This window comes from Nitrobacter sp. TKz-YC02 (genome assembly GCF_049852135.1).
Taxonomy (GTDB): domain Bacteria; phylum Pseudomonadota; class Alphaproteobacteria; order Rhizobiales; family Xanthobacteraceae; genus Nitrobacter; species Nitrobacter vulgaris.
On sequence record NZ_CP180728.1, the window covers coordinates 966054 to 992526 of the forward strand.

The following is a 26473-nucleotide window of genomic DNA, read 5'->3' on the forward strand; positions in this document are numbered from 1 at the left end:
TCGCAATTGAAAATCTGGCAAAGAGGCTAGACCATCGCTAAAATGGTCGCAACTGCAACTATGAAAGTGCCGCTGAATCTTGCCGCCGACACGGCATCCGTTGCGAAGCTCGACCTGTTCAAATTCGTGCCATTTCGGCTGAACCGGCTGGCTGCCGAGGTCAGCGCTGATCCTGAACTGGCGCAGTCGATTGCGATCATTAAATATCTCGACGAGACTTTCCGAAGCCGCTGCTGAACTGGGCCGGGAGCGCCGCGCAGAATAGTAAGCAAGAGCAATCCGGATGAAAAAATGCACCCGAACGATCCCAAGCTTCGCACCTTCGTTGACGTCGATGTGGTATCCGACTTTTCGATCCAGAACCTGCCTTACGGGGTGTTCTTCACGCCGGAGCAGCCGGAGTTGCGCGTCGGCGTGGCGATCGGCAATCAGATTCTCGATCTCGCCGTGCTGGAAGTCGCCGGTGTGATCCGTTGCGACGAGGTTAGAGGAGTTTTTGCAAAGCCTTCGTTGAATGCCTTCATGGCGCTCGGACCGAAGGTGTGGTCGCAGACGCGCGGACGGATCAGCAAATTGCTGCGTCATGATAATCCGGAACTGCGAGACAACGCGGACTTGCGCATGCGTGCGCTTGTACCTCAGAGTCGCGCGCAAATGCATATGCCGATCCGCGTCGCAGGCTTCACTGATTTCTATTCCTCGAAAGAACACGCCACCAATGTCGGCACCATGTTCCGCGATAAGGCCAATCCATTGCTGCCGAACTGGCTGCATATTCCTATCGGCTACAATGGCCGGGCATCGACCGTCGTAGTCAGCGGCACGCCGATCCGCCGTCCACGCGGGCAGTTGAAGCCACTAACGGCGGAGCTTCCGAACTTCGGCCCGTGCCAGCGGCTCGATTTCGAACTGGAAATGGGTGTCGTGATCGGGCAGGGCTCCGCGATGGGCGAGATGTTGACCGAACGACAAGCGGAAGAGATGATCTTTGGCTTCACGCTGCTGAATGATTGGAGCGCGCGCGACATCCAGCATTGGGAATACGTGCCGCTGGGGCCGTTTCAGGCGAAGGCGTTCGGCACCTCGATCAGCCCGTGGGTGGTGACGCGCGAGGCATTGGAGCCGTTTCGGGTTTATGGTCCGGCGCAGGATCCGAAGCCGTTGCCTTATCTGCACCAGACACAACCGAACAATTACGACATACGGCTCGAGGTGGACCTGCGAACGGAGAAGATGGCAAAGTCGGCCAGAATCTGCCGGACGAATTTCAAATACATGTATTGGTCGTCAGTGCAGCAGCTCGTGCATCATGCCTCTTCAGGTTGCGCAATGAATGTCGGCGATCTTTTGGGGTCAGGCACCATCAGCGGCCCCGAAAAGGCCGAGCGCGGCAGCATGTTGGAGCTGAGCTGGAACGGGACCAGGCCGCTTGAGATTGATGGTGGCGAGCGCCGTTCGTTCCTCGAAGACGGCGATTCGCTCCGCATTCGCGGCTGGTGTCAGGGAGACGGCTATCGCGTCGGCTTCGGCGAGGTCGAGGGCTCGATTGTAGCCGTCGAATAGTTGCTGAGGTGTGACCTGACGGATGTGGCGTTTTCGCTGATAATGTTTGCGAGCACGGAGACCGATATTACAGCGATACGCGCGGTCGTTGGAATGCCCCAACTGCTACGTCGAAGCCACGTTCGCTCCCTGCTTTGAATTTTCCGTTTCCTGCTCTTCGAACTATTTTCCCTGATAAGCTTTGCAGGGAATTGCTCAGGGAATGTCTGCAATGCGGGCGCTTTCGTATCTAATCCAAGTCTCTCAAGCGCGGAATTTGCGAAATTCCCTGTGAACGTGTCCTTGAATGTCTATTTATGTTCGTTCTTCGACAGCGGCGCATATACGCTTCGTCATACGCGCGCTGATGTGTTCAATGCGCAGCTGAAAGTGGAGCGCTGCTGGCTAACTGACAAAGCTCAACTCGATTTCGCCCTTTCCGCTTCGCATCGTAGAGTTGTTTATCGGCGAGCTTGTATAGTTCCGAGAACGATGCTCTTTGGACAAAGGTCGCTCCGCCGATGCTGATCGAGAGATCGCAGGAAACCCCTTCGAAACAAAATTCCGCAGCCTTAACAGTTTCCCGGATTCGCTCGGCGACCACGACGACCCGGTCCGAAGCAATGCCTGGAAGGAACACGCTAAATTCCTCGCCGCCCATGCGACCGACAAGGTCTACTTCGCGCAGCGTCGATCTGATGCTTTGAGCGATCAGTTTGAGAGCCTCGTCGCCTGCATCGTGACCGAAATTGTCATTGACGTTTTTGAAGTGATCGACATCCATGACTAGCAGCGCGCCATCGCAGCGCCTTTCCTGTTGGTTCACCCGTTCAAGATAGGCGTCTACCAGGGTCGTGAATGCAGCGCGATTGAAACAGGATGTCAAGCCGTCGGTTGAGGCTATGACTGTCAGTTGCTGATGTGCGATTGCCAACTGGCGCAATTTGCTGAGAAGGTAGAAAAAGAACGGCGGCGCGATGAGCAGAGGAATGATCACATCATTCTCGGGGCTGGTCCCTAATCTCCATACGCCTTCCTTGAAGGAGTAGCTGTCGATCGTAAAGGCCAAGACGACGCAGCAGAGCGTCCCGGCGATCGTCAGCAGGATCACTCGGGCCCAGCTTTGAACCGAGGGTTCGGCGGCTTTCGATGTGAACCAGCCATTCATACGTTAGGCGCTAAGGGACGAACATTAATAAACTATTCGGATTGGTATCAGCATTTAGCGCTTCACCCGAATATCAAGCCGACAATCTAGATGACTGTGTCCAAGGTTCTCCAGCGCACTCGGCGTAAGGGCATATGACGCCAGACGGAGGGCCAAGTCTGAGGCAGGATTGAAATTGTCAGTAAGAGTCGGCTATCGCATCAAGTTTGCGTACGGGCACACTCTTCAAGACACGGGCCGCGACGCGAAAGGCAGAAAGCAGTATCGCTACGAGGAGGCGGCGGTTCTAGCTATGCTACGGGGTCGGTTAGCCCGAGAACTCTCAGGCAATGGGCGAGCAAATAATCGCATGAGCGTGAACTCTGCCTAGCGATATTTTGCATTCCCCCGCTGAGGAGATCGACATTCTCCTCCTGACCGTTGCGCCGGATCGCATGGGGCAGCGTCGACTTGTCGTCGAAGGTAATCGAAGCATCGTCGAAGAGCAGTCCGAGAAGCGGCGAGAGCTCTGTCATGACAGGCTTGAGATAACGAGAAGCGCCAGCCGTACGTCTTGTGGCTTACTGACTTTCCAACGCAGAACATCGCGCTTTACTTCGCGGATGTCGTAAACCGAGCTCCTCGCCTCGTTTCGTGTCCGATCGCAGCCTTGACGGCTCGCGCGGGACTCGTGAACAGCTGGCCTTCCAGAACGTCGAACTCCTTTTTAGCTGAGAAGAACATGAAACCGCGACCGCTGCGAACGACTAGGCCCGCCGCGCCTTGAGACGTTTCAATGATGTAGTTGTCGGCCATGGACGTGTTATCCGTTTCAACGACTGTGCCAAGTACTCCTGCAATCGAGCCACGCGTTCGAATGGTGGTCAAGCTACCTGGAAAAATAAGAATAACTTTGTCGCAGAAAGCTATAACCGGCGAATGACCGCGATTTGATCGTTGAAACGTTTGGTATTTGTTTTTTCAACATCCGCCTCGCGAGTATCCTGCGAAGAGCATGTAGATGCGCGTCCATTTGCAAATTGCGAGTATCCGATCGATCACCCCGCAAATCGACCGGTTGAATTGCGAGATACTAATGCAGGATCGTCGATGGTGTCCGTTACGTTTGAAACGCCTCCTGTTTCTCAGGACCGAGTCCGAAGAAGCATTGGCTTCCGTAACGCCGGTCGCCATTCGAAGCGCTCGAATCTGATTGGCGTCACGACCGATCTCAAAAGAAGATTATGTATGAACGCCGAATAGTCAGACGGACAAGATCACTTAACAACAAGCAAAATACGTAAAATAAATCTGCGGTCTGTTTGCTATAAAACGTGCGCGCACAAAAGCAGCGTGCGATGAGTCCGAGTGGTGGAGCGTGAAGTTTTGACCCCGAATTGTTTTTCACGGTGGCGCTCAACGGTCTTACCGTCTCCGCTCTCTACTTCATTGTCGCGATCGGATTTTCGTTGATCTTTGGCCTGATGCGCTCCGTGAACATGGCGCACGGAACGCTGCTTCTTGTCGGCGCCTACGCCAGCGTCGCTGTTTTATCCGCTTTACGATGACGGAAATGCATATACCTGGATCGTAGCTCTGGTCGTGGGCATGGCCGCATCGGCGATTCTTAGCATCGTGCTGCAGGTTGTCTTTCTTGGTTGGATGCAAGGTCAGGAGCTGCGTCAGGCGCTGGTGACGATCGGCATCTCCATCATCGTTGCGGACCAGCTTCTGGCGATTTTTGGCGGACTGAGTCAGCAACTCTACGCGCCCGACATTTTGTTTGGGTCGGTGCCGGTCCCGTTCGTGCAAGGCGGTCCGCCTGCACCAGGAAGCTATGAGTTGTACGTACAAACACGTCTTGATGGCCACGTAAAACAATCCCGTTGCTTTCCCGTTCGCGTTTCTCTTATGGATACATCCGTCCTCAATCTCCAATGATTGAGGCGCACAGCGAAAATACTTACGACTTGATTTAATCGCTCGGATTTTACTGACGAAATGGTCAGGGAAGGGGGATGCGTGATGCATATCGACCGTAAAGGAAATCGGACGGGCCTACGCAAATGCCTCCCTTGCAGCGCCTTCCTGTTGCTCGGACTTTCAATCTCGCCGGCTTTGTCGGCTGAAACTGGAAGCCGTGCGCAACAGGGCAACCCGGTCACATGCTCGAGCGGATTTCTGCCGGCTGCGGAATCCGCGAATAGTCCGCCCGACCTTCTGGTCAACGGCGAGTGCCACGTTAAGCCCGACCAGACCTACTACTTCGAGAACGTCAACGTTCTCGACAAAGGTCGACTCGTATTTGACGAGCTTGGCCGAACGATCAACCCTACTGTCACTCACTTTTGGGCTCAATCGATTGTCGTGGAGAACGGCGGGACAATCGCCGCCGGCACGGAGAGGCAACCGTATGGAAATTACGGCAGTGTCCTGACAATCCATCTCTACGGCGCGGACCGCAACGCGAGTGGTCCCGCGCTCGGCGCCCTTTGCCGGACCGCGCAAAATGCCGATACAGGCCCTTGCGGTATCCCAACGTCTGCCTGGCGTGACAACGGCAAGACAAAGCTTGCTCTGCCCGGCGGCGTCTCGGACTTCTTCTACCGCTATGGCCCGCTACACGGCGACGGCAAATGCTCCGACGGCTCGGTCTGGTCGAGCACATCGCCTTGCGATGACAGTCCGGGCAAGCAGGTTGGGTATTTCGGCTACAAGGTTCTCGCCGTTTCCTATGGCGGGAGCCTCGAGCTCTGGGGCACGAAAGGTTCCTGCAACTCGATGGGCTGCTCCAATCCGCAGCTCCACCCGAGTTGGACCCGGCTGGAAGGCTCGGTCGCGGCTGGAGGCGGCACTGGAGCCAATGATTCCCTCGTTGTCGCTGGCCCGAGCAATTTCAATCCTGAAAATCTTAATGTCACAGCCGGCGATCAGATTGTCGTCACGACGACAGACTATCTGCCCGGTCATTCCGAAACCTTCGTTGTCAAGGACGCCAGCACGGGCGTTGGCCCGGCGGGTCGGTGGCTCGAGAAGATCCGGGTCGATCACGGCGCGGCGTGGCACCATAATGGCGAACGCTACGCGCTCGCCGACAAGCTGGCGCCATCGCAAGGGCGACTCGACCTCGATCCCGATCTAGTCAAGAACGGCGTCGAAACCCGCGCCGCTGTCGCCATCCTGAATCGTAGTATTCGGATCGTGTCCGGAGGCGACCAGCCGGGCGAGGAGTTTCCAGCCTCGACACCGGAGAACCCCTGTGTCGCCCAGGACGGCAAAGGGCCGTGCTATTCGCTCGGCGGCCATGTCGTATTCCGGCAAGGGTTCAAGGCGGTGCACGTCAAGGGAGTCGAATTCAAGGAGCTCGGGCAGGGCGGGCGGATGGCGCACTATCCGGTGCATTTCCATATGGCTCGCCAGACACCTGCAGGAACATACGTGCAGGATTCGTCGGTCAACGAATCGATGACCCGCTGGATCGTCCTTCACTCGACGCAAGGCGTCCTGCTTGCCGGCAACGTCGGCTACAAGTCCATCGGCCACGGCTTTTATCTTGAGGACGGCACCGAGACCGACAACAAGCTCTACGGCAATCTCGGGATCCTCGCGCGCGCCGCGGTCGCCAATGAACAAAATCCGCGACGGATTCCGGGAATCCTCGCGGCTAATGAAGACCACAAGCCCGTGCCGAAATTTCCGTTCCTGACCGACTCGGCCTATCCGTCGGTATTCTGGATCACGAACGGCTGGAACGAGCTCATCGGCAATATGGCGGCCGGCGCCACGGCCTGCGGATCGGCCTACTGGTTCGTCCCGCTCTGGAATAGCGACATGCCGGATGTGATGACCCCGAATAACAGCCCCGATCAGCGGCATATGAAGTGGTCCGGTTATGCCGGACTGCAAAAGGACGGTGCTTATCGAGGCTCGACGCCGCTCAAGGCATTCGTCGGAAATTTTGCCACATCGACGATGATGTCGTTTCAGACGACCGGCGACGCACCGGAGTGTTCGGGCGTCGTCAAACCTGACACAGCAAAGGTGAGCGCGCCCGCCAAGAACGTTCTTACGGCAGTTCGCAGCCTTGCGCCGGATCCGAACGACAATGAGGCCAACGATCATTACTATCCGCATGCGGTCGGTGGAAACCGGCACGCGACGGCCTGCAACAGGAAGGATGACGGCACCTACGATTGTGAGGGGCGCAAGTTCTGCGATCCGGGTCACGCTGAAAATTGCGCGGTGACCGTCATCGACAAGTTCACGTCGATGTTCCATTGGGCCCAGCATAATGTCGCGGCGATCTGGCTGCGCAATCAGTGGTATCTCGTCGCCAACAGCGTGCTGTCAGATGTTCAAAACGGCGGCCTGACCTTCATCACCGGCGGCGATTATACCCATGCGTCCGTGATCCGGGGCTATTGGGCGCTCGCGCGCAAGGGTGTTTTCATCGGCCATTCTCAGCCGCAGGACGACATCCATGCCTATGCGCTGGACGCGGGTCCCTTCAACGCGCGCTCGAAGTTGCGTTGCGACTGGCAGGTGGCGGGCCTTGCGCCGAGCAACTATTGCCTCAGCGCGAAAGAGGGCGTCTCCATTCCGCTGGTCAATTTCGACTCGGGACAGCGTCTCTTCAATATCTACGACGGTCCCGCCTATCAGGACTCCAACGCCTACCTCGATATCACCAAATCAAGTTGTCCCGTTACCGGGCCGAGTACCGATCCGGGTTGCATGTACGGGTCTGGCGTGGTCACGGGCGTAACCAAGGATCCGTTGAACCAGCAATGTTATTTGCCGAATGCGGCCATCGGCTGGAAGCAGAACAACGGATTCTTCTATCCGCCGGCCTTTCATTCGGCGAATCTCTATTTCAGCAACGTCGACATCCGTCATTTCGTATTCGACCCGTTGTTTCAGGCGCCCGATGGCGTGACGGGGGAAAAGGACTTTGGTCAGGGCGGCACCTATATCACGGCGACCTCAGGCCCCAACGCAGTGAAGAATTTCTACTGCACCTCGACGGACAACATGTTCGACGGCTGGAGCGGGATCGACCGGCAGACCGAACTCACCGATGACGACGGTTCGTTGACGGGACTCGTAAGCTCGAAGCCCGGTGGCGAGACGGTATCGATCAACGAGGATAATTTCTTTGGCGCCAAACTTGAAACCTCGGAATGCAAATCGAACCTGAGGGTCGGCCCATCGCTGGTGTGTCCGCAGAAGCCACTGCCGCCCGTTCCCGCGCCCTCGACCGCCAAGACGAGTCCTTATGATTACGTCGCCACGGCGATCGCACCGGGATGCTCGCAGAATTCGCCGCCCAATCCTCATCAGCCGTATGGCCGCTGCGGAGACTCGCAGGACCTGGGCCAAGGCGGTGAGTGGTCAAGTGAGTGCTCAAACGGCGCATGCTACGGAGTGCCGCTTTTCCGACAGTATCTGACGACAACCGAACTGGGTCATTGGCAAACCAACGGCTGCGCCGGAAACGCCAATACGCCTGCGTGCCGCTGGCCTTTCATGCGCATGGGCGGCCAGAACATGTACCAGCGAGAGACGCTGACCGTGAATAGCGGCGTCTACTATGTTGACACGTCCATTTCTAAGAACACGCAGAATACGGAGAAGTATACGAAGATGCTGCAGACGCGGGACGTGAATGTCTTCGCTCCCGGTCAGACCTATTACATGTTCTTCCTCTATGCGAAGCCGACCACGGCCCAGACTTATCAGATCTATGTCGGCGAGGGCTTTGATATTGGAACGGTGAAGCCCGTGCGCGGAAGCCTCGCGACCGCGCCGATCAAGTTCAGCCCGGACGCCTCACCCAATGCGGGGAAGTGGTTCACCGTGAAGGGCGTCTCCAACGGCATTCTGACCATCGAGACCAATTTCGTCGGCCAGTCCGAACTCGATCCAAAGCAGCAGAAGAACGGGCTTTGCGGTCCAGCGACTTTCTGCGGTTGGAAGGCGGACGGGAGTTGCGGTTCAAAGCTCGCGTCCGCAGATCCGGGCAAGGAGCCGTTGCTCGTCGCCGATCCAGCGCTAGCCAAGGAATCGGACGCTGTTTGCCGGACTTGGGCTGCCAAGGATCTCGACTGTCCGTCGGCTGGATGTTTCGGCTTTTCGTTCACGCTTCCAGCTGGTTTCAAGGCGGAGGACCAGGGACAGGCGGCGCGTCCGACGCCGGTTGCGTTTCCCGCGACGGGCGACTTCGCAACGCGCTTCCTCAACACCAAAACCGTCCCCGACAACGCCAGCCATGCCAAAGACGGGGTCGAGACGGAATGCTTCTATCCAAGACTACCCGGCAGTTGCCAGGCGCAATAGCCGGACCCGTTTCCCGTTCCGGAGCGGCGTCAATGTCACGATGGCTTTGGCGCTGCCGATTCTGAAACGGATTATAAGTGTAAGCGGGTTGGAGAGTGGCCTATCCGGACCGATGTGAGGTGTCCACTGCCGGGATCGTTTTTACTCAACGCCGACACGCGCAGGTAAACAATATTCAATGTGCGCGGTTGGATAAGGATCCTCCCGAGATCAGTTCGAGGTCAACGAAACATGCAAGACATGCGGTCAAACTTCTACGGTTATTCCGCTGCCCTTGTGGTCCTCATTTCATGTGCGGCAAATGGCGCGATGGCGCAGTCTCTAACGCCGTTCCGGTATGAATCCCAAGCGCAACGCAATTGTCCCGGTGATACGATCGTCTGGCTCGATTTCAGAAAAGAACGCTATTACCTAAAAGGCCAACGACGCTATGCGTTGGGAAATACCGGTAGCTTCGTGTGCAGGAATGAGGCCCGCGATAGTGGCTACCGGCGCTCGCCCTTGGGATTGAGATAAACCCGCTCGCTACCCCATACGCAACGCGCAGCAGGTGGGCATCGCGTCTGCCAGAGGTTCGTCTCTGAAAGGATATGAAAGCCTTCGCGTTTGTGATTGCAGTGGACCGATGGTCATCGCAAACGTCATCATGCATCAAAGTGACGGTACAAACATCTGAAGGTCGCATATGTTCTTGCAGAAATCTGTTGTCGCATTTCGCCTGAGAGCAATCCTCGTCAAGCTGGTAGCTTCGTGTCTTGTCTGGGCGTGCGCGACAACATCGAGTTTTGCGGAGACGTCACCGCCTCAGACCTCCGGCGTACCCATTACCCATGGTCAGATCGAGAAGGCGATCACGAGCCTCGACGCGATCGTCGGTGACGTCATGAAGAAGAGCGGCATTCCGGGCATGGCGATCGCGGTGGTCCATGATGGCAAGGTCGCCTACGCGAAGGGCTTTGGCCTCCGGAAAGTCGGCGAGAACCAGCCGATTGACGCGAATACCGTTTTTCAGATCGCATCGCTTTCGAAATCCCTTGCGGCTAGCGTCGTGGCTCGCCAGGTCGGTGCGGGCGTTGTGAAGTGGAATACGCCTGTCCAAGCGCACTTGCCCTGGTTCAAGTTGATGGACCCGTGGGTGACACAGCATGTCACCATTGCGGATATGTTCAGCCATCGTTCGGGTTTGCCGCAGCATGCCGGCGATGATCTCGAGGATCTCGGCTATGATCGTCGAACGGTGCTGGAGCGCCTTCGTCTGCTACCGCTTCGCGGCTTCCGGGACGTCTATGCCTACACAAACTTCGGGTTGATGGCGGCGGCGGAATCCGTTGCTGCCGCATCGGGCAAGGACTGGGAAAGCCTGTCTGAAGAGGTTCTTTACAAGCCGCTCGGCATGAGCGCGACCAGCTCGCGCTTTGCTGATTTCGAAAAGCAGACCAATCACGCCATTGGACACGTAAAGGCCGGCAACGGCTTCCAGCCCAAATATCAACGCCGGCCCGATGCGCAGTCAGCCGCAGGCGGCGTCAGCTCGTCGGCAAACGATCTTGCGCGATGGTTAGCGTTGGTGCTGCAGAATGGCGAATTCGAAGGCCGGCAGATCATCTCGGCGGATGCGCTGCTTCCAGCCATGACGGCCGAAGTCGTTTCGATTCATTCCCCTTCAGCCGATGCAAGGCCCAGCCTGTACGGATATGGATTCGGTGTCGGAATCACGCCGGCGGGCCGGACAACGATCAGTCATTCCGGAGCCTTCGCGTTGGGTGCCGGGACTTACTACGCGATCATCCCCTCGGCCGGGATTGGAATTGTCGTGCTGACCAATGCAGAGCCAGGGGGCGCAGCGGAGGCGGTCGGCACCTCTTTTATGGATATTGTCCAGTTCGGGATGGTGACGCGGGATTGGTTTGCTGCTTATGGCGCGGCTATGACGCAGCTCACGGCGCCGGCGGGCGATCTCGTCGGCAAGTCGCGGCTCACCGCGCCAGCGCCGGCTGCGCGTTCTTCATCCTATGTTGGTCGCTACGGCAATCCTTACTTCGGAGACGCCGAGATCGTCGATGCAAATGATCATCTAGAATTAAAGATCGGCCATTTGAGCCAACCCTATGTGCTGACGCACTGGGATGGTGATGTGTTTTCGGTCTGCCCGTCCAGCGAGAATCAAACCGACGGTTCGTTGTCGTCGGTTACGTTCAAACGGGCAGGTGACGAGCCAGCCCGCGAACTGACGATCGAATATCTCAACGGCAACGGGTTCGGCCAGTTTATGAGGCGCTAAAAACATTGTGCGGGTGAGCTTCTGATCCGCATCCTCATGCGAGTTGCGCCAGAGTTACGGAGAGCTACCGCGAAAGATTGCCTGACCTTTATTAGTTAGAGCGCCTTCAATCAGAAATTTGTCTCGGTGGGCCAAGAATTGACCCAGCCGCGACAGAATAAGATTGCACCGTTGTGCTTGCGCGGTCGCTTTTCTTTCTTTGACGTTTGTGAGGATAAACTTCCAACACGAAGTTTCATCGGAACGAATCCGGAGGGGAACCCATTATCCTTTGCAAACGAAGGAGCTCTCCAATGACCAACCCGAATCAGAAATATCCGGACCAGAAGCGCGATCAAGGCCAAAAGTCAGGTCAGCAAACGGAAACCAAGCAGAAGGCCGAAATCCGGAAAGGCGTCCAGGAAGATATGCCTGACAACAAGCCTCAGGGCCAAGAGAAAACCGGATACAGTGGCGGCACCTGATAGGCTGCTTTAGCCATGGTAAGGCCGCCCCAGCGGGCGGCCTTTTTCTTATATGCGTTCATGTCGCTTGAGATGAGAAGATTTTATCAAAGTCGGAAAAAGGAACCTGCCTGCGAGCAAAGTTCGGTCTCGCTGCTTGCAGCGTATGAGATCAAGAAGTTGTCGGCTTTCGCTCGCCAGCTACCAAGATGAAATGCGCCTAGGCGTCGCGTATTAACTTGTCGAGAGTGATCGGAAGATCTCTCACGCGTTTGCCTGTGGCATGATAGACCGCATTGGCAATCGCCGCAGGAACGCCGACGATGCCGATCTCGCCCAACCCTTTGATGCCCATCGGGTTGACGATGTCGTCCTGCTCATCGACGAAGATCACCTCGACGTTGTGGACGTCGGCATTCACCGGCACATGATACTCGGCGATATTGGCATTCATGATCCGGCCGAAGCGGTGGTCGATAAGTGTTTCCTCGTGCAACGCCATTCCCATGCCCCAGATCATACCGCCCATCACCTGACTGTGTGCGGTCTTAGGGTTGAGGATACGTCCCGCAGCGACCGCGCTGACGAGCCGAGTGACGCGTATGACCCCCAACTGATCGTCCACTTTTACTTCGGCAAAGATTGCTGAATGGGTGTTGTGGGCGTGCTTGCCTCCCTTCTTGAACTTTGTGGCCTTTTCCTGAGTGACGCGTTCGATGCCGGCGTGACGCATGGCGTCCGCGACCGTGACCGTACTGCGCGGATTCTTCTTGGACACGATCGAACTGTTGGTCAGCACCACGTCGTCGGCCAGCGCGCCTTTCAGCGCCGAGTTCGGCATGGCCTGCGCCATCTTCAGGAGTTCGTCGCGGATGGCGTTGCTGGTGGTGACGATGCCGTTCGAAACCGACGCGGCGATCCATGACCCTCCTTCGACAGGAGACGGTGGCAACGTCGAGTCACCGAGCTTGACAGTGATGTTATCGATCAGAAGGCCGAGCATATCGGCGGCGACCTGTGCCATGATCGTATAGGTTCCGGTCCCGATGTCCGACGTCGCGCACGCCACTTCGGCGTGGCCGTTTCCAGTCAGTGTGATCCGCACCGTGATAGGTATCTGCAGCGCTTCCCAGATGCCCGTGGCCATGCCCCAGCCGATCAGATCGTTGCCATCACGCATCGATCGGGGCTCGAAACTGCGTTTGTTCCAGCCGAATGCGTCCGCACCTTGGCTGTAACATTCGCGCAGGTTCTTGCTGCTGAAGGGCAGGCCGGTAGACTGGTCGCTGTCCGAATAACACTTCAGCCGCAGTTCGAGCGGATCCATCTTCAGCGCAACCGCAAGTTCGTCCATCGCCGCTTCGAGCGCGTAAACGCCGGTTGCCGCGCTCGGCGCGCGCATGTCGCACGCTGTCGGAAGATCGAGGCGGACTAGGCTGTGCGCGTAACTGGCGGCTTCGCTCTTGTAGAGCAGACCGGACCATGTCGTCTCATTACGATGAAAGTCCTCGTATTGCGACGTCATCGTGGTGGCGTCGTGTGTGATCGCATTCAGCGTGCCGTCCGGTTTTGCGCCGAGCTGGATGCGCTGAACCATCGCCGGGCGATAGCCGATCATGTACATTTGCTGCCGCGTCAGGACGAGGCGGACCGAGCGCTTGAGCGCGCGGGCGCCGAGCACCGCGAGCACCACCTGATACTGCGGCCGCAGGCCGGAGCCGAAGCCGCCACCCATATAGGGCGACATCACCCGGATTTCGTCGGGCCTGGTCTCGAACACCCCGCATAGATAGCGCTGAACGTTCTGTACCCCTTGCGTCTTGTCGTAAACCGTGAGCCTGCCGTCGTGCCACACGGCGGTCGATGCGAACAGCTCCATCGGGTTATGATGCTCGATGGGCACGGAATAGTCGGCCTGATGCTTGATATCCGAAGTCGCGAACGCCTCGGCCGCGTCGCCACGCGGTTTGGCCGGCGGATCGAGCGTGATGGCGTTGCCGAGCTGGCGCTCCAGATCGGTGGCATGCGGTTGCTCGTCGTAGGCGACCTTCACGAGAGACGCCGCATAAGTCGCGGTCTCGAAATCCTCTGCCAGCACCAGCGCGACCGGCTGGCCGTTGAATTTGATTTCGCCGTCATAAAGCGGGCGATAGGACGAGCCTTCGGGCGCGACCTCATCCTCGTAAGCCTTGTCGTTATCGGCCATCGGCGGCCGATTTTCATGGGTGAGGACGATGAGGACGCCATCCACCTTCATGGCTTCGCTGGTGTCGATCCGCCTGATACGGCCTTTGGCGATGGTCGAAGCGACCACGCTGCCATGTGCAAGATCGGGTGCGCCGTACTCGCCGGCGTAACGAGCGGCGCCCGTGACTTTGTCGCGCCCATCGACGCGCGATGTCGCTGTACCGATATAGGTCGTCATGGGCGTGCTCGGTTGATGAGGGTGAAGCACCGGCTCATGCGATTTTCTTGTCCGATTGAGATTGCGGTGTGCCGTTCGCGGCTTGTGTCAGCGCCCGGATGATGACGCGCCGGGCGAGGCCGATCTTGAAGGTGTTGTGGCCGAAACCCTTGGCCTCGTGCAAAACGACGTCGGCCGCGCGAGCGAAAGTGTTGTGAGTAGCAGGCTGTCCGTTCAAGGCTGCTTCGGCTTTTGGATTCCGCCACGGTTTATGGGCAACGCCGCCGAGCGCCAGTCGCGCGTCACGAATCGTTCCGTTATCTATCTTGAGCGCCGCCGCCACAGAGACCAGCGCGAAGGCGTAGGACAAACGATCCCGGATCTTGAGATAGGTATAGTGCGTGTTGAAGCCCTGCGCCGGCAGTTCGATGGCCGTGATGATTTCTTTCGGATCGAGATTGGTGTCACGCTGCGGCGTATCGCCGGGCAGGCGATGGAAATCCGCCATTGCAATGGCGCGCTCACCGTTGGGGCCGGCGACATGCACCTTGGCATCAAGTGCCGCCAGCGCGACGCACATGTCGGAGGGATGGGTGGCGATGCAGGCATCGCTGGTGCCGAGGATCGCGTTGATCCGGTTGATGCCGTCTTTCGCCGAACAGCCGGAACCGGGCTCGCGCTTGTTGCACGGTGTCACGACATCATAGAAATAAAAGCATCGGGTCCGCTGCAATAGGTTGCCGCCAGTGGACGCCATGTTGCGCAGTTGAGCCGAGGCGCCGGCGAGGATAGCGCTTGAGAGCAGCGGATAACGTTCCACCACCAGTGGGTGCCAGGCGAGGTCAGAATTCGGCACCAGCGCACCGATGCGCAGGCCGCCGTCGGTCGTCTCCTCGACTTTGGCGAGAGGAAGGTGCGAAATGTCGATCAGCCGGCTGGGTTGTTCGACGTCGTATTTCATCAGGTCGATGAGATTGGTGCCACCGGCAATAAACTTTGCCGAGGTATCAGCCGCAATCTGGCTCAGTGCGTCAGCAACATCCGTTGCCCGCGAGTACTGGAAATTGTTCATGACGCATCCATGGCCTGCTGAATCGCAGCGACGATGTTCGGATAGGCTGCGCAGCGGCAAATGTTTCCGCTCATCAACTCGCGAATGTCATCGGGCGTTTTCGCCGTGCCTTCGGCGATCAGGCCGACCGCCGAGCAAATCTGTCCCGGTGTGCAGTAACCACACTGGAACGCGTCATGGTCGATGAACGCCTGCTGCACGGGATGGAGGACACCATCGGTCGCAAGACCTTCGATGGTGGTTACCTCGGCACCGTCCTTCATCACCGCAAGCGTCAGGCAGGAATTGATCCGTCGGCCGTCAACCAGCACTGTACAGGCACCGCATTGACCGTGATCGCAGCCTTTCTTGGTACCCATGAGGCCAAGGCGATCTCGCAATGCATCGAGCAACGTTGTCCAAGGAGCAATATCGAGCTTTTCCTTGGTGCCGTTGACGGTCAGTTCAATGGTGATCAAGCCGGGAAATAAAGCGGTTGCCGGAGCACTGTTTGACCGAGCCATCCGATACCCCCGCCAGTAAAGAAGGACGGGCTATAACGCGATCCTGGCGCACATGTTCCACAGGGGATGATCCCTTGCGTGCCCGGACCGGCTACTCCGGCTTGTCGCGATGCCGGCCAGTCGCTCACGCGGATATTAAACGATTTTGAATGCCGCACGTCGCGTTCAGGCTTGCGTCATTTACCGCACCGGCATCGGCGGCCGGGGAGCGCTGTCGTCACCAGGCTGTGCCGGAAGTCTGGCGGGTACCGGCGCTTGGGACGGAATGTAGGCGTCGCGTTGCGCGGGGATCCGGCTTTCGGTCGCCGGTGGCGGCGAAGGGGACGGAAGAGGAGGATTGTATGTTGCCGCTTGAGGTGAGGGGCGTTGTGGCCGTGGCGGAACAGACTTAGCCCGGTGCTGCACGGGGGGCTTGGGGTGAGCCTCGCGCTCTGCGGCCGTTGCGATCTCTCGGCGCAGTTGCTGTTGGCTGGCTTTCAAATCCTCGACCGCGCTTTTCAGCGCAGCAATCTCGCTTGCGTTTGCCTCAAGCGACTGTGCAATTTCGGCCGGAAGCGCAGCTTGAGTTGGTGCAGCTTGCGTCGGGGGCGTGACGGGATCCGTCGACGGTGTTGGTGTTGATGGCTGGGCTGCGGTCGCAGTCTCTTGCGCAGGTTCCACTTCGGCATTTGGTTGAGGCGCGGCGGCTTGGGTCGCCGTGTCCTGCGCTTCAACTGCATTTACGGCCTGCGCAGGGGCAGGAGCCTCCATTGAAAGGTGCGGTATAAGACTCGAAAGCCTCTGTTTGGCCTCTTCACCATAGGAATGCCAGGCCACGCTTGCGGCAACGCCGATACAGATGGCCGACAGCACGGTTAAGACACCGCGATAAGACCGCGCGCGGGGGATATCTTTCAAGAGTGCGTCAACGTTGTCGTTCGACGGCGCAGGGTGGAACGACAGTTCGCTTGCCGGCAGGGATGGTGCCGTCGATAGCGACGTCTCTTCAACCTGTGACGGCTCGCGATTGGCTTCAATTTGAGGATCACGCGTGATTCGCGGCGCCAAGTCGCGAAGTTGCGCGGCTATCGCGTCGTGCGGATCGGCTTGAGGACCAGCAGGTTGTGATCTGAATAGCATTTGAGTTCCAGGTTACATGTTGCGCGGCCGGGTTCCGGCTGGTCTATATGTCGAGATGAAGGCTTTGGGTTTGACCTCAGCAAGGCGGCAAGATGAAAAGTGTAAGGCAGGCAAGCCAAAGGTGACTGTCTCCAGCGCTTCCCATACTTGCCTAAGAGTTAACGGCGGTGGCGGACGTCCCTGATAGCTGATGTTGCGTTGCACAATTTTTCAGCACCACCTGCTCCCGTAGCGGGCGGTCCTGTGCTCGGTCGTTTCTGGGAGCGGTCGATCTCGGCAATGTTCTGAGGGCAGCGAAGTGCATTTTTAGGATTGGCACGAGTCTTGCGTTATGATCCGCGACAGCTCTCGCTATCTAAGGACGACGGAGCAAAATCAAGATGAACAAAAAAGAGAAGCTCGTCATCGTCGGCGCAGGTATGGCCTCCGGACGGATGCTCGAGCATTTATTCGAAGCTGACCCGGAACGTTTCGACATTACCCTTTTTGGAGCGGAGCCGCGCGGAAATTACAACCGCATCATGTTGTCGCCCGTGCTGGCAGGCGAGAAGTCGTTCGATCAGATCGTCACGCATGATGCGGCTTGGTATGACGCCCACCAGATCAAATGCCGCTTCGACGAGACGATTACGCGCATCGATCGTGCGGCGAAGACGGTGCACTCGGCGAGCAGCGAAACTCCTTACGACAGGCTAGTGATTGCGACCGGATCCGCTCCCTTTATGATTCCCGTTGCCGGGCGGGACTTGCCGGGCGTCATGGCATTTCGCGACTATGACGATGTCCAGGCGATGGTGGCCGCAGCCAAGAAAAAGGACGCCAAGGCTGTCGTCATCGGTGGCGGTCTGCTCGGACTGGAGGCCGCGGCGGCGCTCAGGCTCCATGGTATGGAGGTGGTGGTCCTGCATCTGATGGGCCACCTGATGGAGCGCCAGCTGGACGCGGCGGCGGGCTATCTCTTGCAGAAGGAACTGGAGAGCCGCGGCATCAAAATTCACTGCAAGGCACAGACAAACGCGATCCTCGGCCACGGGCGCACCGAAGCGGTGCTGCTCGATGACGGCACCCTTTATCCGGCGGATATCGTGGTGATGGCGGTCGGCATCCGTCCGGAGGCGCGGATCGCAACCGATGCGGGCCTCCATGTTGAGCGCGGCATCGTCGTGGACGACCAGATGCTGACCTCTGATAGGAATGTCCTCGCCCTCGGCGAATGCTGCGAGCACAACAACATTTGCTATGGCCTCGTCGCGCCGCTCTATGACATGGCCAAGGTCGCGGCGAAGACTTTGACAGGAGTCGAAGCGACGTTCCGCAGCGTCGAAACGGCGACCCAGTTGAAGGTGACCGGGGTGAGCCTTTACTCGGCGGGCGACTTCACCGACGCGCCTGATCGGGAAGATATCGTGCTGCGGAATTCGGGCGCGGGAGTCTATAAGCGGCTCGTGCTGAAGGACAACCGCATTGTCGGCGTGGTCCTTTACGGCGAGACCGCGGACGGCGCCTGGTACTTCGATATGCTGCGCAAGGGGACAGATGTCTCGGAGATGCGCGAGACGCTGATTTTCGGTCAATCCCGTCAGGGGAGCACGTCCCTCGATCCTATGGCGGCGGTCGCAGCCTTGCCGGATGATGCCGAAATCTGCGGCTGTAACGGCGTCTGCAAGGGCAAGATCGTCTCGGCCATTACAGCCAAAGGTCTGACGTCGCTCGACGACGTGCGCGCCCACACAAAAGCATCCGCATCCTGCGGCTCCTGCACGGGTCTCGTCGAACAACTCATGATGCTGACGCTCGGCGACGGCTACAATCCCGGCGCCGTACAGCCGATGTGTGGTTGCACCACGCTCGGACATGGCGATGTCCGCCGGCTCATCAAGGCGAAGAGTTTGAAGACCATTCCTGCCGTCATGCAGGAACTGGAATGGAAGACTTCATGCGGCTGCGCAAAGTGCCGACCGGCGCTCAACTACTATCTCGTATGCGACTGGCCGGACGAATACGCCGATGACTATCAGTCGCGTTTCGTCAACGAGCGCGTCCATGCCAACATTCAGAAGGATGGTACCTATTCGGTTGTGCCGCGCATGTGGGGCGGCGTCACTAGCGCGAAGGAATTGCGCGCCATCGCCGACGTGGTCGATAAATTCCACATTCCCACCGTGAAGGTCACGGGCGGCCAGCGTGTCGACATGTTGGGCGTCAGGAAGGAAGACCTGCCTGCGGTGTGGGCTGATCTCGGCAAAGCCGGCTTTGTCTCGGGTCATGCCTATGCCAAGGGCTTGCGCACAGTAAAAACCTGCGTTGGCACCGACTGGTGTCGCTTCGGCACGCAGGACTCGACCGGGCTCGGCATCCGCATCGAGAAATTCATGTGGGGCTCGTGGACTCCAGCCAAGGTCAAGATGGCGGTCTCGGGTTGTCCGCGCAACTGCGCCGAGGCGACTTGCAAGGATGTCGGCGTGATCTGCGTGGACTCCGGCTATGAGATCCATTTCGCCGGCGCGGCGGGCCTCGACATCAAGGGCACGGAGGTTCTGGGTGTCGTAAAGACCGAGGATGAAGCGCTGGAGCATATCGTGGCGCTCGTCCAGATGTACCGCGAGCAGGGCCACTATCTCGAGCGCATCTACAAATGGGCGAAGCGCGTCGGCCTCGACGAGATCCGCCGCCAGATTCTGGAGGACCCCCAGAAGCGCAAAGACTATTTCGATCGCTTCGACTTCAGTCGGAAATTCGCCCAGGTCGATCCGTGGTCTGAACGCGTGTCTGGCAAGGACAAGCACGAATTCCGGCCGATGGCGACTATCGGTTTTCCGGTTGCGGCGGGGGGAGCACGATGAGCTGGATTGCTATTGGCCAAACGGCAGATATCCCTCTTCGCGGCGCGCGCTGTGTGGCGACGCCGCAGGGGCGGATTGCGGTGTTCCGCACTATCGAAAATCGCTTCTTCGCTATCGAGGACCGCTGTCCACACAAGGGAGGCCCGCTTAGCCAGGGGATCGTGCACGGCGCTCAGGTCACCTGTCCGCTGCATAACTGGGTCATCTCGCTCGAGACAGGCATGGCTGTTGGGGCCGACGAGGGTTCTGTACGCACCTTTGCGCTGAAGGTGGAGGGCGGAAAGCTCCTGATCTCCTCAGAAGCACTCGTCAGCATGACCGCATGACGCGAAGAGGTTTTGCCGAACAGCGTCAGATACTCCGTTCGACTGGGAGAGCGTGAACTCGATTCCTCGCGCTCCAGCCAACCCGTCGGCTATTTCTTGAAGCTCTGAAGACGCGAAAAGGCCACCATACGGGGCTTTTATGTCTTCGGCGTTCCTCTTGACGAAATTCAGGTCGAGATTATTCACCGCGACTGGGTGCACCCTGGTTGTAGATCGCGTGTTGCTGGAGGAATGTCATATGCCATTCTACGTTCGCGTATCTCGCTAAGGCGGCTGTGAACCGACCACAATTGCATGGGAACCGGGGGTGAATTGGTTTCAAAAGCAAAGGACGAGCAATGACCGTCGCCAAGAACACGATCTGTCTATGGTACGACAAGGACGCCGAGACTGCAGCCCGGTTTTACGCCGAGACTTTTCCTGACAGCTCGGTGAGTGCCATCCACCGTGCTCCCAGCGATTACCCATCCGGTAAGGCTGGCGACGTGCTGACAGTCGAATTCACAGTGGCCAGTATCCCCTGTCTGGGGCTCAATGGCGGACCTGCGTTCAAACATAACGAAGCCTTCTCATTCCAGATCGCCACGGACGATCAGCAAGAAACCGACCGCTACTGGAACGCCATCGTCGGCAATGGTGGTCAGGAAAGTGCTTGCGGTTGGTGCAAGGACAAATGGGGCATTTCCTGGCAAATCACGCCCCGCGTACTGACCGAGGCGCTGGCTGTCGGCGGCGCTGAAGCAAAACGCGCGTTTGAAGCGATGATGAATATGAAGAAAATCGATGTTGCCGCGATCAAGGCGGCTAGAGGCGGTTGATGGGTCCTACGGAGACCTTGCATCACCGGTTTTGATCGCAAGGGACCAGCTCTCATTCCAGCCACCACTCATTCGACGTGCCCATGTCCTCAATGAGATGCCAGCGTCTGATCCGCTCAGGCGTCAGGGACGCATAGAACCGCGCCCACGCGGCTCTGAACTCCTCCTTCGCGGCCTCAAGGCTAGCAGCCGTGCCGTTGCACCACGGCGGGACTGGAAGAGGTGGGTTGATGCGCCACTCCCACCCGGCAACACCCTGCCGTGACCTTTTTCTGGCGAGCCTGATCCGGCCGACCGGTCGGCCGTCGTGGAGTACGCAATAGTCGTCTGTCAACTTGTCGCCGGCGTTGAGAGTAGGGCGGAGAGAAAGGTCCATGGCCCGAATCTAGGGCGAACGTCCCGGAATCATAGGGCTGGAACCGCCATCACGAAGCTGGTTGAGTCATTTATCCCGCTCAAATCCCACGACAGCGTCCAGGTTCTCTGGAGCCAGCTTTTCTTCTGCAACCCAACCGTCCCCTTCGCGCTTAAAATCACCGGGGTGGACATTCTTGGCGTTGAGAGGTTCAAAGTCTGCCGGGAGCGTCCCGACACGGCGACCTTGGTGCATGATCGGGACACGTTCGATACCCAGCCATTGAATGAGATTATCCGCTCCAAATTGCGCCACAGCGTTTTCATCGAGCGTCACGTAACGACCGTCGTCTAATTGATAGGTGACGGTCCCGCGTCTTTGGTCTTCTTTTTCGATCCTTTTCATCTCTCCATCCTGCCTGGAGTGCATCAGGACCAATCCGCAATGAGAGTGGAAAGTTCTCGAATTTATCGGCTTTTTAGATACGGCTTCATTTCCTCTCGGCAGTCGTGTCTTGGCGTCAAGGCGGGGGATACATCAGGAATAAAAAGGCCTGGACTGTCCCACCTTTTCGACCTCTTCGTCGACAACTTTTTTAAGCAGGTAAAGCGCGGTTTCCTCGTACGATAAATCCGGCAATTTCTTGATCGCCGGCACCGCAGCCGTGAAGTTCTCAGGAAACAGTCGGACCAAATCGTCACTTTTGTCCGCTTCATAGTCTGCCGAGTAAATCCGTCTTTTTCCCCGGTATTTGATGAAGCCGGTGATCTGATCTTCGTTGGTCATGGTCGTACCTTCCGTTCGGCTTGTCCCGGATCAATAATAGCCTCCCTCTCTTGGTGATCTCAATGGCGTTTGCTTGGTTGGCGATCGTTGATCGTGGGATGCCGACGCTTGCACTGCAGCTAACTACGGCTCTATCAAAGCGGCCGCCGGCGTTTCGTGCAGATGGCGGCAGGCACCTCAAGCCGGCACTCACCTCGAACGGGATCCCGCGGGGAAGTTCGGGAGTTTCCATTCGAAGCAAGGGTCTTAAGGGGTCAAGCAAGCGCGAGCGAGCACGCCCGGCAGCCCGCCGGATCGATCACCTAGTCAATGATCTCGACCACGCTATGCGTCCGCGGATCGACCAGCACGGTTTGGTCGTTCACAACGGTGTATCGATAGTGCGGCGCACCATATTCGGCAGGCACCTCGTAGTAGGTTAGGCCGCTATCCGGCAGGACGACGCCAACATGCACCGGTTCACGATAATGAAATGAAGGATGGTGCTGCCCGACCACGTATTGCCGGAAGCGCGGACGTTGATCGATGCCGAGCACGCCGACTACACCGCCAGTAACGGCCCCGACGGCCCCACCGACCACGGCTCCGACCGGACCCGCTGCTCGATCACCTTCGCGCGCGCCGTGTTCCATACCTCCAACTACACCCTGGGCCATGACCGATGCGGGCAATATCAACGCAACTGAAATCGCTGCAGCTCTGATCAACGAACGGGCCATAAATTTTCCTCCGACCTTTAAACACGGGGAGCAAAGTCGGAGATCGTCGTTTTCGTTCCACCGGTCCGAGCTCAAAAAAGGCTCGAAAAAAGGGTTTCTTTGGAACGAAACCGGGGGGCTTCTGCGAGTTGATGGGGAAGGTCATCACTCGTAGACAGGCCATGAGTGGCATGTTGAACTCATTCCAATCCTAGGATTCGCAGACGGCCCGCGTGCCTTGGTTGGCTCACACTCCGCTTCGGCATCAGCCGACTAACGGAATGGGTGACGTGAACTGGCCGCGCTACAATTCGCGCGACCAGTAGGTCAACGTCGATGAGTCTGCCCGCCTACCTCTTGTTTTTCTTCTTCTTATGTTTCGTCGTATGATTCTGCTTCATATGATAGCCGTCTGTGTCGGACACATGCGGTGTTTGGGACCTGCTTACTCCCCTGGCGGTGCTGGCTCCGTGCTCCGCGACGGTGGGCACTCCGCTCCGCGGATGAGCACCACCGTCGACATTGTCGGCGAACGAAGCGGAAGCCGAACCAAAAGCCAGCCCGATGCCCAGGGCAGCTACTGCAATTACGTTTTTCATTATTCACTCCAATGTTGGTATCGCAGGAAATATATAGCTCGGACCGCGGCGTTCCAGATAGGGTGCATATTTAGGCTGTCGTTGAACATCAACGGCCCAGTCGCGTGGACCTGTCTGGGTATCTGCTGCGGCTGTGAAATGGCAAACCAACAGCTCCTGAGCGAACGGTAGCGGAGAAGCTTCTGTTGCTCTGGCCGGAAACGAATTATAGGATAACTATCTGATTACATTTGATTATTATTTATAATAACCTTTCCGTCGGGCCAGCGACGACAATGCAAATTTCCTTATCCGGGCCTTGGGGCTCAAGCTCGACACCGCGTCAGGTCCGAAGAGGGCCGATTGTGTTGAAGAAGTCGCCTTTCGGTCTGGAGTGATCTTACGTCGAGGCAAGCCGTGGCGTTTGAAGGCGGTCGTAACCGATCAAGCGGCCAAGATCGGTGCGGTGGCGGGGATCAGCTTGGCCAGTTTTCTCAAGTTCTGAGCGGTGGCGGCGAGCAGGAACTCGTCATGTGCGCCACATGGGCCGCGCAGTCGCAGTCGGTCGAGCTTGAGGATGCGTTTGAGGTGGGCGAAGCACATCTCAACCTTCTTGCGCTGTCGCCGCGAGGTTAGATAAGCGGCGGTCTTGGCGATGTGGCGGGCGAAGTCTCTTGCGCCCTCATGGATACTGCGAGGCACTCGCCGCATCGGGGTGTTAGGGCTGCAACGAGATTTAAGAGTACAGGCGGAGCAGTCAGCCTTGCTGGCGCGGTAGAACAAGGTGGCGCCGTCGTTCACCAGCGTTCCCTTCGTCGTTAGGTTCTTGCCGCCGGGACAGACATAGATGTCGCGCTCATGGTCGTAAATAAATTCGTCTCGTGAGAAGGTCCCGTCGGTGCGTTGGGATTTGTCGAACACCGGCACGTGCGGCTCGATACCTTCTTCGTTGACCAGCCAATCGAGCATCTCGGCTGAGCCATAACCCGTATCGGCGGCGAGACGCGCCGGCTGAAGATCGAAGCGATCGTGGGCTCGCGTGATCATGGTCTTGGCGGCTGTAACCTCGGCCTGGCGTACGGCGCTGGATGCCTCCACCTCAACGATGACGGCATGATCAAGGTCGATCAGGTAGTTCGTCGCGTAGGCGAAGAACGCGAGGCCGCCGTTTGCCGCGGTCCACCGCGCGGCCGGATCGACGGGCGCGAGATATTTCGGCGCGACGGACGTCGCCGCACCGAAGGCTGCGTCATCTAGCACCGCCAGATACTCACGAACTGCGCGACGAGATCGAACTGGATCTAGCTCCTCGGCGCCCTGCACCCCGCTTTGGCGGTTGGCGTCGGCCTTGATCAGACTGGCATCGACAGCGAAGCTCTCACCGCCAACCAACCCCTCGGTCATGCAGCGACGCACCACGGTCTCGAACACATGTCGCAGCACATCGCTGTCACGGAAGCGGCCGTGCCTGTTCTTGGAGAAGGTTGAGTGGTCTGGCACGTCGCCATCGAGGCCTAATCGGCAGAACCAACGATAGGCGAGGTTCAGGTGGACTTCCTCGCACAAACGCCGCTCCGATCTGATGCCGAAGCAGTAGCCGACAATCAGCATCCGGATTAGCAGCTCCGGATCAATCGAGGGGCGACCCGTCGAACTGTAGAACGCTGCCAAGTGCGCCCGCACACCCTGCAGATCGACGAACCGGTCGATCGCCCGCAGCATGTGGTCCGCCGGCACGTGCCGCTCCAGCGAGAATAGATAGAAAAGCGCCGCTTGATCGATTCGCCGTTCACCCATCATGGCTTCGCCCCAGGCTTGGATGCCTGAGTGAATCAGCGCTTCTGACCGTTCACAACCCGGAGTTTTTCAACACAATCGGCCAGCAACGGACGCTACGAATTCCCAGATTTCATTTGGAGCCTGATATCGGCCAAGCCACTCAGCTCGCTTTCGGCTTTGAGGCGGCTGCAGTTCTTGGGCGCTTGGCGCGGCGTGAGTGATCGCGTGTGGCCACGCCCTTCGCCTTCTTCTTCAGGCCGGTCTCCTTGGCGTTCGATGCCGCTTGTTTTGTACCGCCGCTATGCTTCGCATATTCCTGGCCGTCGACCGGTGCGACATGCGGTGGGTCCCTGCCGAGATATGGGCGCCCGATTCCGAACTCCTTCCCGTGCGCATCAACCCACTTCCAGAATTTTTCCGAGGAAGCAAATCGCTGGTTGCGCGTTCCGCCTTCGACGCTCACGACATCGGCCGCGAGCCCATGCCCGTAACCACCGCGCAAGCTGCCGCCATGATACGACCTGTTGCTCGCTGCCTTGAGGCCGCTTGCGATCGATTGGCGGTAGTCGTCACGGAATGCGCTGGTTATGCCGGGCGAAAGCCCCGCTGCCTCCGCCGCATGAAACATACGAAACAATTTTAGTTTGAAGCTCCGGTCCATGCCGCCGATCACATAGTCCATCATGGACATGCCGACGCGTTCCGCCGCCTTGGGATCCTTCCACCCGAAATTTTGATCAACAAGCTTGGTGAAGGCTCTGGAAACACTCACCCTCTTGCCTTTCCTTTTGATCGTGACGCTCTTCCATTCACGTATCCTGATAGTATCTTCCTTGGGCGTGCGCTGATAAAGCGCCCACAGATAGCGATCGACGCAGATGTCCACGACCTGGCACTCGTCGACCATCTCGATGGACTTCGTGGCTTTGTTGATATCGGCAGGTTCGATATCTGATGGATTCGCGCTTGCGATTTGCACGGACGCTGGTTCGGCAGGCGCGATTTCGACAGGTGCCATCGGCTCGTGGGCGATATCTCCGGCAAGCGAGAGTTCGGTCACCGCCACATGAGATTTCGAAGGGGGTTGCAGATCGGTTTGATTCAGATCGTGACGAGGCATTGAACTCGGCTGCAACGCCGTGGTGAGTTCCTGTGCAGCGGAGGAAGAAGGCACGCTGATATGGGTGGGTGTCGCCCCGCCCGTGGTCTGGCGTGCCTCTGATCCCATCACAAGCAGAGCGTAAATGCCTGCCGCGAAAACGACCCATAGCAAGGCGGGCGTCAGCGCTGAAAGTTGCCGCGGGTTCATCATGCCAGCCTCATCGGAACCGGATTACATAGCCGAGGATGTGGACGCGATGATTGTTTCGGGAAGGAAATAGCCGCGCAATGGCGTAACCGGGCAGATCGTGTCCTTTTCCCCGAAGTGTTGCCTGTGTGCAA

At 58.1% G+C, this 26473-nt stretch carries 24 protein-coding genes and 1 pseudogene; 11 read left to right on the top strand and 14 right to left on the bottom strand.

Going from position 1 to position 26473, the window contains the following annotated elements; all coding sequences use genetic code 11:
- Nucleotides 1-42: 42 nt before the first annotated feature.
- Both ACM561_RS04555 and fahA read left to right on the top strand, forming a co-directional pair.
- A pseudogene (locus ACM561_RS04555) lies at nt 43-168 on the top strand (MarR family winged helix-turn-helix transcriptional regulator); the annotation flags it as partial.
- A gap of 123 nt (nt 169-291) precedes the next feature.
- A complete protein-coding gene (gene fahA, locus ACM561_RS04560; protein ID WP_425908388.1) occupies nt 292-1563 on the top strand; it encodes a fumarylacetoacetase in 1272 nt (423 codons plus the stop codon).
- A gap of 352 nt (nt 1564-1915) precedes the next feature.
- Here the strand turns inward: fahA and ACM561_RS04565 are convergent, their stop codons facing one another.
- From ACM561_RS04565 to ACM561_RS04575, 3 genes are all read right to left on the bottom strand, one after another.
- Nucleotides 1916-2710 (bottom strand): GGDEF domain-containing protein, encoded by a 795-nt coding sequence (locus ACM561_RS04565; RefSeq protein ID WP_425908390.1) that lies wholly within the window; start codon nt 2708-2710, stop codon nt 1916-1918.
- A gap of 290 nt (nt 2711-3000) precedes the next feature.
- Nucleotides 3001-3225 carry a hypothetical protein gene (locus ACM561_RS04570; RefSeq protein ID WP_425908392.1) on the bottom strand — a complete coding sequence of 75 codons (225 nt, stop codon included), beginning with the start codon at nt 3223-3225 and terminating at the stop codon, nt 3001-3003.
- A gap of 76 nt (nt 3226-3301) precedes the next feature.
- The gene (locus tag ACM561_RS04575) at nt 3302-3505 is read right to left on the bottom strand and encodes a hypothetical protein (RefSeq protein WP_425908394.1); all 204 of its coding nucleotides are present in this window, start codon (nt 3503-3505) and stop codon (nt 3302-3304) included.
- Between the two features lie 593 nt (nt 3506-4098).
- Between ACM561_RS04575 and ACM561_RS04580 the strand changes: the two genes are divergently transcribed.
- From ACM561_RS04580 to ACM561_RS04605, 6 genes are all read left to right on the top strand, one after another.
- Complete coding sequence (locus ACM561_RS04580; RefSeq protein WP_425909635.1) at nt 4099-4257, top strand: ABC transporter permease subunit; 159 nt, start codon at nt 4099-4101, stop codon at nt 4255-4257.
- Nucleotides 4211-4630: a hypothetical protein gene (locus ACM561_RS04585; RefSeq protein WP_425909880.1), complete on the top strand. Its 420-nt coding sequence runs from the start codon at nt 4211-4213 to the stop codon at nt 4628-4630. The genes ACM561_RS04580 and ACM561_RS04585 overlap by 47 nt, the downstream gene beginning before the upstream one ends.
- 150 nt (nt 4631-4780) lie before the next feature.
- The gene (locus tag ACM561_RS04590) at nt 4781-9025 is read left to right on the top strand and encodes a hypothetical protein (RefSeq protein WP_425908396.1); all 4245 of its coding nucleotides are present in this window, start codon (nt 4781-4783) and stop codon (nt 9023-9025) included.
- A gap of 240 nt (nt 9026-9265) precedes the next feature.
- Entirely contained in the window at nt 9266-9541 is a 276-nt protein-coding gene (locus ACM561_RS04595) for a hypothetical protein (protein WP_425909637.1), read from the top strand.
- 169 nt (nt 9542-9710) lie between these two features.
- The gene (locus ACM561_RS04600) at nt 9711-11306 is read left to right on the top strand and encodes a serine hydrolase (RefSeq protein WP_425908398.1); all 1596 of its coding nucleotides are present in this window, start codon (nt 9711-9713) and stop codon (nt 11304-11306) included.
- Between the two features lie 293 nt (nt 11307-11599).
- Nucleotides 11600-11770 carry a hypothetical protein gene (locus tag ACM561_RS04605; RefSeq protein ID WP_425908400.1) on the top strand — a complete coding sequence of 57 codons (171 nt, stop codon included), beginning with the start codon at nt 11600-11602 and terminating at the stop codon, nt 11768-11770.
- 199 nt (nt 11771-11969) lie between these two features.
- Here the strand turns inward: ACM561_RS04605 and ACM561_RS04610 are convergent, their stop codons facing one another.
- The 4 genes from ACM561_RS04610 to ACM561_RS04625 all read right to left on the bottom strand — a co-directional run bounded on the left by ACM561_RS04610 (nt 11970) and on the right by ACM561_RS04625 (nt 16775).
- A complete protein-coding gene (locus ACM561_RS04610; RefSeq protein ID WP_425908402.1) occupies nt 11970-14174 on the bottom strand; it encodes a xanthine dehydrogenase family protein molybdopterin-binding subunit in 2205 nt (734 codons plus the stop codon).
- Between the two features lie 34 nt (nt 14175-14208).
- Nucleotides 14209-15225, bottom strand: coding sequence for an FAD binding domain-containing protein (locus ACM561_RS04615; protein WP_425908404.1), 1017 nt, complete (start codon nt 15223-15225; stop codon nt 14209-14211).
- Nucleotides 15222-15728: a (2Fe-2S)-binding protein gene (locus ACM561_RS04620; RefSeq protein WP_425908406.1), complete on the bottom strand. Its 507-nt coding sequence runs from the start codon at nt 15726-15728 to the stop codon at nt 15222-15224. Before ACM561_RS04620 ends, ACM561_RS04615 begins: the two co-directional genes overlap by 4 nt.
- A 180-nt stretch (nt 15729-15908) precedes the next feature.
- Nucleotides 15909-16775 (bottom strand): hypothetical protein, encoded by an 867-nt coding sequence (locus tag ACM561_RS04625; protein ID WP_425908408.1) that lies wholly within the window; start codon nt 16773-16775, stop codon nt 15909-15911.
- 452 nt (nt 16776-17227) lie between these two features.
- Here ACM561_RS04625 and nirB point away from each other — a divergent pair, with 452 nt between their 5' ends.
- The 3 genes from nirB to ACM561_RS04640 all read left to right on the top strand — a co-directional run bounded on the left by nirB (nt 17228) and on the right by ACM561_RS04640 (nt 20834).
- Complete coding sequence (gene nirB / locus ACM561_RS04630; RefSeq protein WP_425908410.1) at nt 17228-19690, top strand: nitrite reductase large subunit NirB; 2463 nt, start codon at nt 17228-17230, stop codon at nt 19688-19690.
- Nucleotides 19687-20016, top strand: a complete 330-nt coding sequence (gene nirD, locus ACM561_RS04635; protein WP_079447907.1) for a nitrite reductase small subunit NirD — start codon at nt 19687-19689, stop codon at nt 20014-20016. The genes nirB and nirD overlap by 4 nt, the downstream gene beginning before the upstream one ends.
- Nucleotides 20017-20354: 338 nt before the next feature.
- On the top strand, nt 20355-20834 hold the full coding sequence (locus tag ACM561_RS04640; RefSeq protein ID WP_425908412.1) for a VOC family protein: 480 nt from the start codon (nt 20355-20357) through the stop codon (nt 20832-20834).
- Nucleotides 20835-20886: 52 nt separating this feature from the next.
- Here ACM561_RS04640 and ACM561_RS04645 read toward each other — a convergent pair whose 3' ends face one another.
- The 7 genes from ACM561_RS04645 to ACM561_RS04675 form a co-directional block, all read right to left on the bottom strand.
- On the bottom strand, nt 20887-21210 hold the full coding sequence (locus ACM561_RS04645; RefSeq protein WP_425908414.1) for a hypothetical protein: 324 nt from the start codon (nt 21208-21210) through the stop codon (nt 20887-20889).
- 66 nt (nt 21211-21276) lie between these two features.
- Nucleotides 21277-21594 (bottom strand): hypothetical protein, encoded by a 318-nt coding sequence (locus tag ACM561_RS04650; protein WP_425908416.1) that lies wholly within the window; start codon nt 21592-21594, stop codon nt 21277-21279.
- Nucleotides 21595-21726: 132 nt separating this feature from the next.
- Nucleotides 21727-21975, bottom strand: coding sequence for a hypothetical protein (locus tag ACM561_RS04655; RefSeq protein ID WP_425908417.1), 249 nt, complete (start codon nt 21973-21975; stop codon nt 21727-21729).
- Between the two features lie 302 nt (nt 21976-22277).
- Nucleotides 22278-22694 carry a DUF1236 domain-containing protein gene (locus ACM561_RS04660; RefSeq protein WP_425908419.1) on the bottom strand — a complete coding sequence of 139 codons (417 nt, stop codon included), beginning with the start codon at nt 22692-22694 and terminating at the stop codon, nt 22278-22280.
- Between the two features lie 329 nt (nt 22695-23023).
- A complete protein-coding gene (locus ACM561_RS04665; protein ID WP_425908421.1) occupies nt 23024-23272 on the bottom strand; it encodes a hypothetical protein in 249 nt (82 codons plus the stop codon).
- 423 nt (nt 23273-23695) lie between these two features.
- Nucleotides 23696-25051: a transposase gene (locus ACM561_RS04670; RefSeq protein WP_425905026.1), complete on the bottom strand. Its 1356-nt coding sequence runs from the start codon at nt 25049-25051 to the stop codon at nt 23696-23698.
- A gap of 139 nt (nt 25052-25190) precedes the next feature.
- Nucleotides 25191-26342 (bottom strand): peptidase M15, encoded by a 1152-nt coding sequence (locus ACM561_RS04675; RefSeq protein ID WP_425908423.1) that lies wholly within the window; start codon nt 26340-26342, stop codon nt 25191-25193.
- Nucleotides 26343-26473: the final 131 nt, after the last annotated feature.

What these genes read in the sequence shown, in the direction of transcription:
- ACM561_RS04660 (WP_425908419.1), bottom strand. Translation starts at nt 22,694, where the DNA reads ATGGCCCGTTCGTTGATCAGAGCTGCAGCGATTTCAGTTGCGTTGATA.
- ACM561_RS04620 (WP_425908406.1), bottom strand. Translation starts at nt 15,728, where the DNA reads ATGGCTCGGTCAAACAGTGCTCCGGCAACCGCTTTATTTCCCGGCTTG.
- fahA (WP_425908388.1), top strand. Translation starts at nt 292, where the DNA reads ATGCACCCGAACGATCCCAAGCTTCGCACCTTCGTTGACGTCGATGTG.
- ACM561_RS04595 (WP_425909637.1), top strand. Translation starts at nt 9,266, where the DNA reads ATGCGGTCAAACTTCTACGGTTATTCCGCTGCCCTTGTGGTCCTCATT.
- ACM561_RS04640 (WP_425908412.1), top strand. Translation starts at nt 20,355, where the DNA reads ATGACCGTCGCCAAGAACACGATCTGTCTATGGTACGACAAGGACGCC.
- ACM561_RS04570 (WP_425908392.1), bottom strand. Translation starts at nt 3,225, where the DNA reads ATGACAGAGCTCTCGCCGCTTCTCGGACTGCTCTTCGACGATGCTTCG.
- ACM561_RS04645 (WP_425908414.1), bottom strand. Translation starts at nt 21,210, where the DNA reads ATGGACCTTTCTCTCCGCCCTACTCTCAACGCCGGCGACAAGTTGACA.
- ACM561_RS04615 (WP_425908404.1), bottom strand. Translation starts at nt 15,225, where the DNA reads ATGAACAATTTCCAGTACTCGCGGGCAACGGATGTTGCTGACGCACTG.
- nirD (WP_079447907.1), top strand. Translation starts at nt 19,687, where the DNA reads ATGAGCTGGATTGCTATTGGCCAAACGGCAGATATCCCTCTTCGCGGC.
- ACM561_RS04655 (WP_425908417.1), bottom strand. Translation starts at nt 21,975, where the DNA reads ATGACCAACGAAGATCAGATCACCGGCTTCATCAAATACCGGGGAAAA.
- ACM561_RS04650 (WP_425908416.1), bottom strand. Translation starts at nt 21,594, where the DNA reads ATGAAAAGGATCGAAAAAGAAGACCAAAGACGCGGGACCGTCACCTAT.
- ACM561_RS04605 (WP_425908400.1), top strand. Translation starts at nt 11,600, where the DNA reads ATGACCAACCCGAATCAGAAATATCCGGACCAGAAGCGCGATCAAGGC.
- ACM561_RS04675 (WP_425908423.1), bottom strand. Translation starts at nt 26,342, where the DNA reads ATGATGAACCCGCGGCAACTTTCAGCGCTGACGCCCGCCTTGCTATGG.
- ACM561_RS04575 (WP_425908394.1), bottom strand. Translation starts at nt 3,505, where the DNA reads ATGGCCGACAACTACATCATTGAAACGTCTCAAGGCGCGGCGGGCCTA.
- ACM561_RS04600 (WP_425908398.1), top strand. Translation starts at nt 9,711, where the DNA reads ATGTTCTTGCAGAAATCTGTTGTCGCATTTCGCCTGAGAGCAATCCTC.
- nirB (WP_425908410.1), top strand. Translation starts at nt 17,228, where the DNA reads ATGAACAAAAAAGAGAAGCTCGTCATCGTCGGCGCAGGTATGGCCTCC.
- ACM561_RS04665 (WP_425908421.1), bottom strand. Translation starts at nt 23,272, where the DNA reads ATGAAAAACGTAATTGCAGTAGCTGCCCTGGGCATCGGGCTGGCTTTT.
- ACM561_RS04610 (WP_425908402.1), bottom strand. Translation starts at nt 14,174, where the DNA reads ATGACGACCTATATCGGTACAGCGACATCGCGCGTCGATGGGCGCGAC.
- ACM561_RS04565 (WP_425908390.1), bottom strand. Translation starts at nt 2,710, where the DNA reads ATGAATGGCTGGTTCACATCGAAAGCCGCCGAACCCTCGGTTCAAAGC.
- ACM561_RS04670 (WP_425905026.1), bottom strand. Translation starts at nt 25,051, where the DNA reads ATGATGGGTGAACGGCGAATCGATCAAGCGGCGCTTTTCTATCTATTC.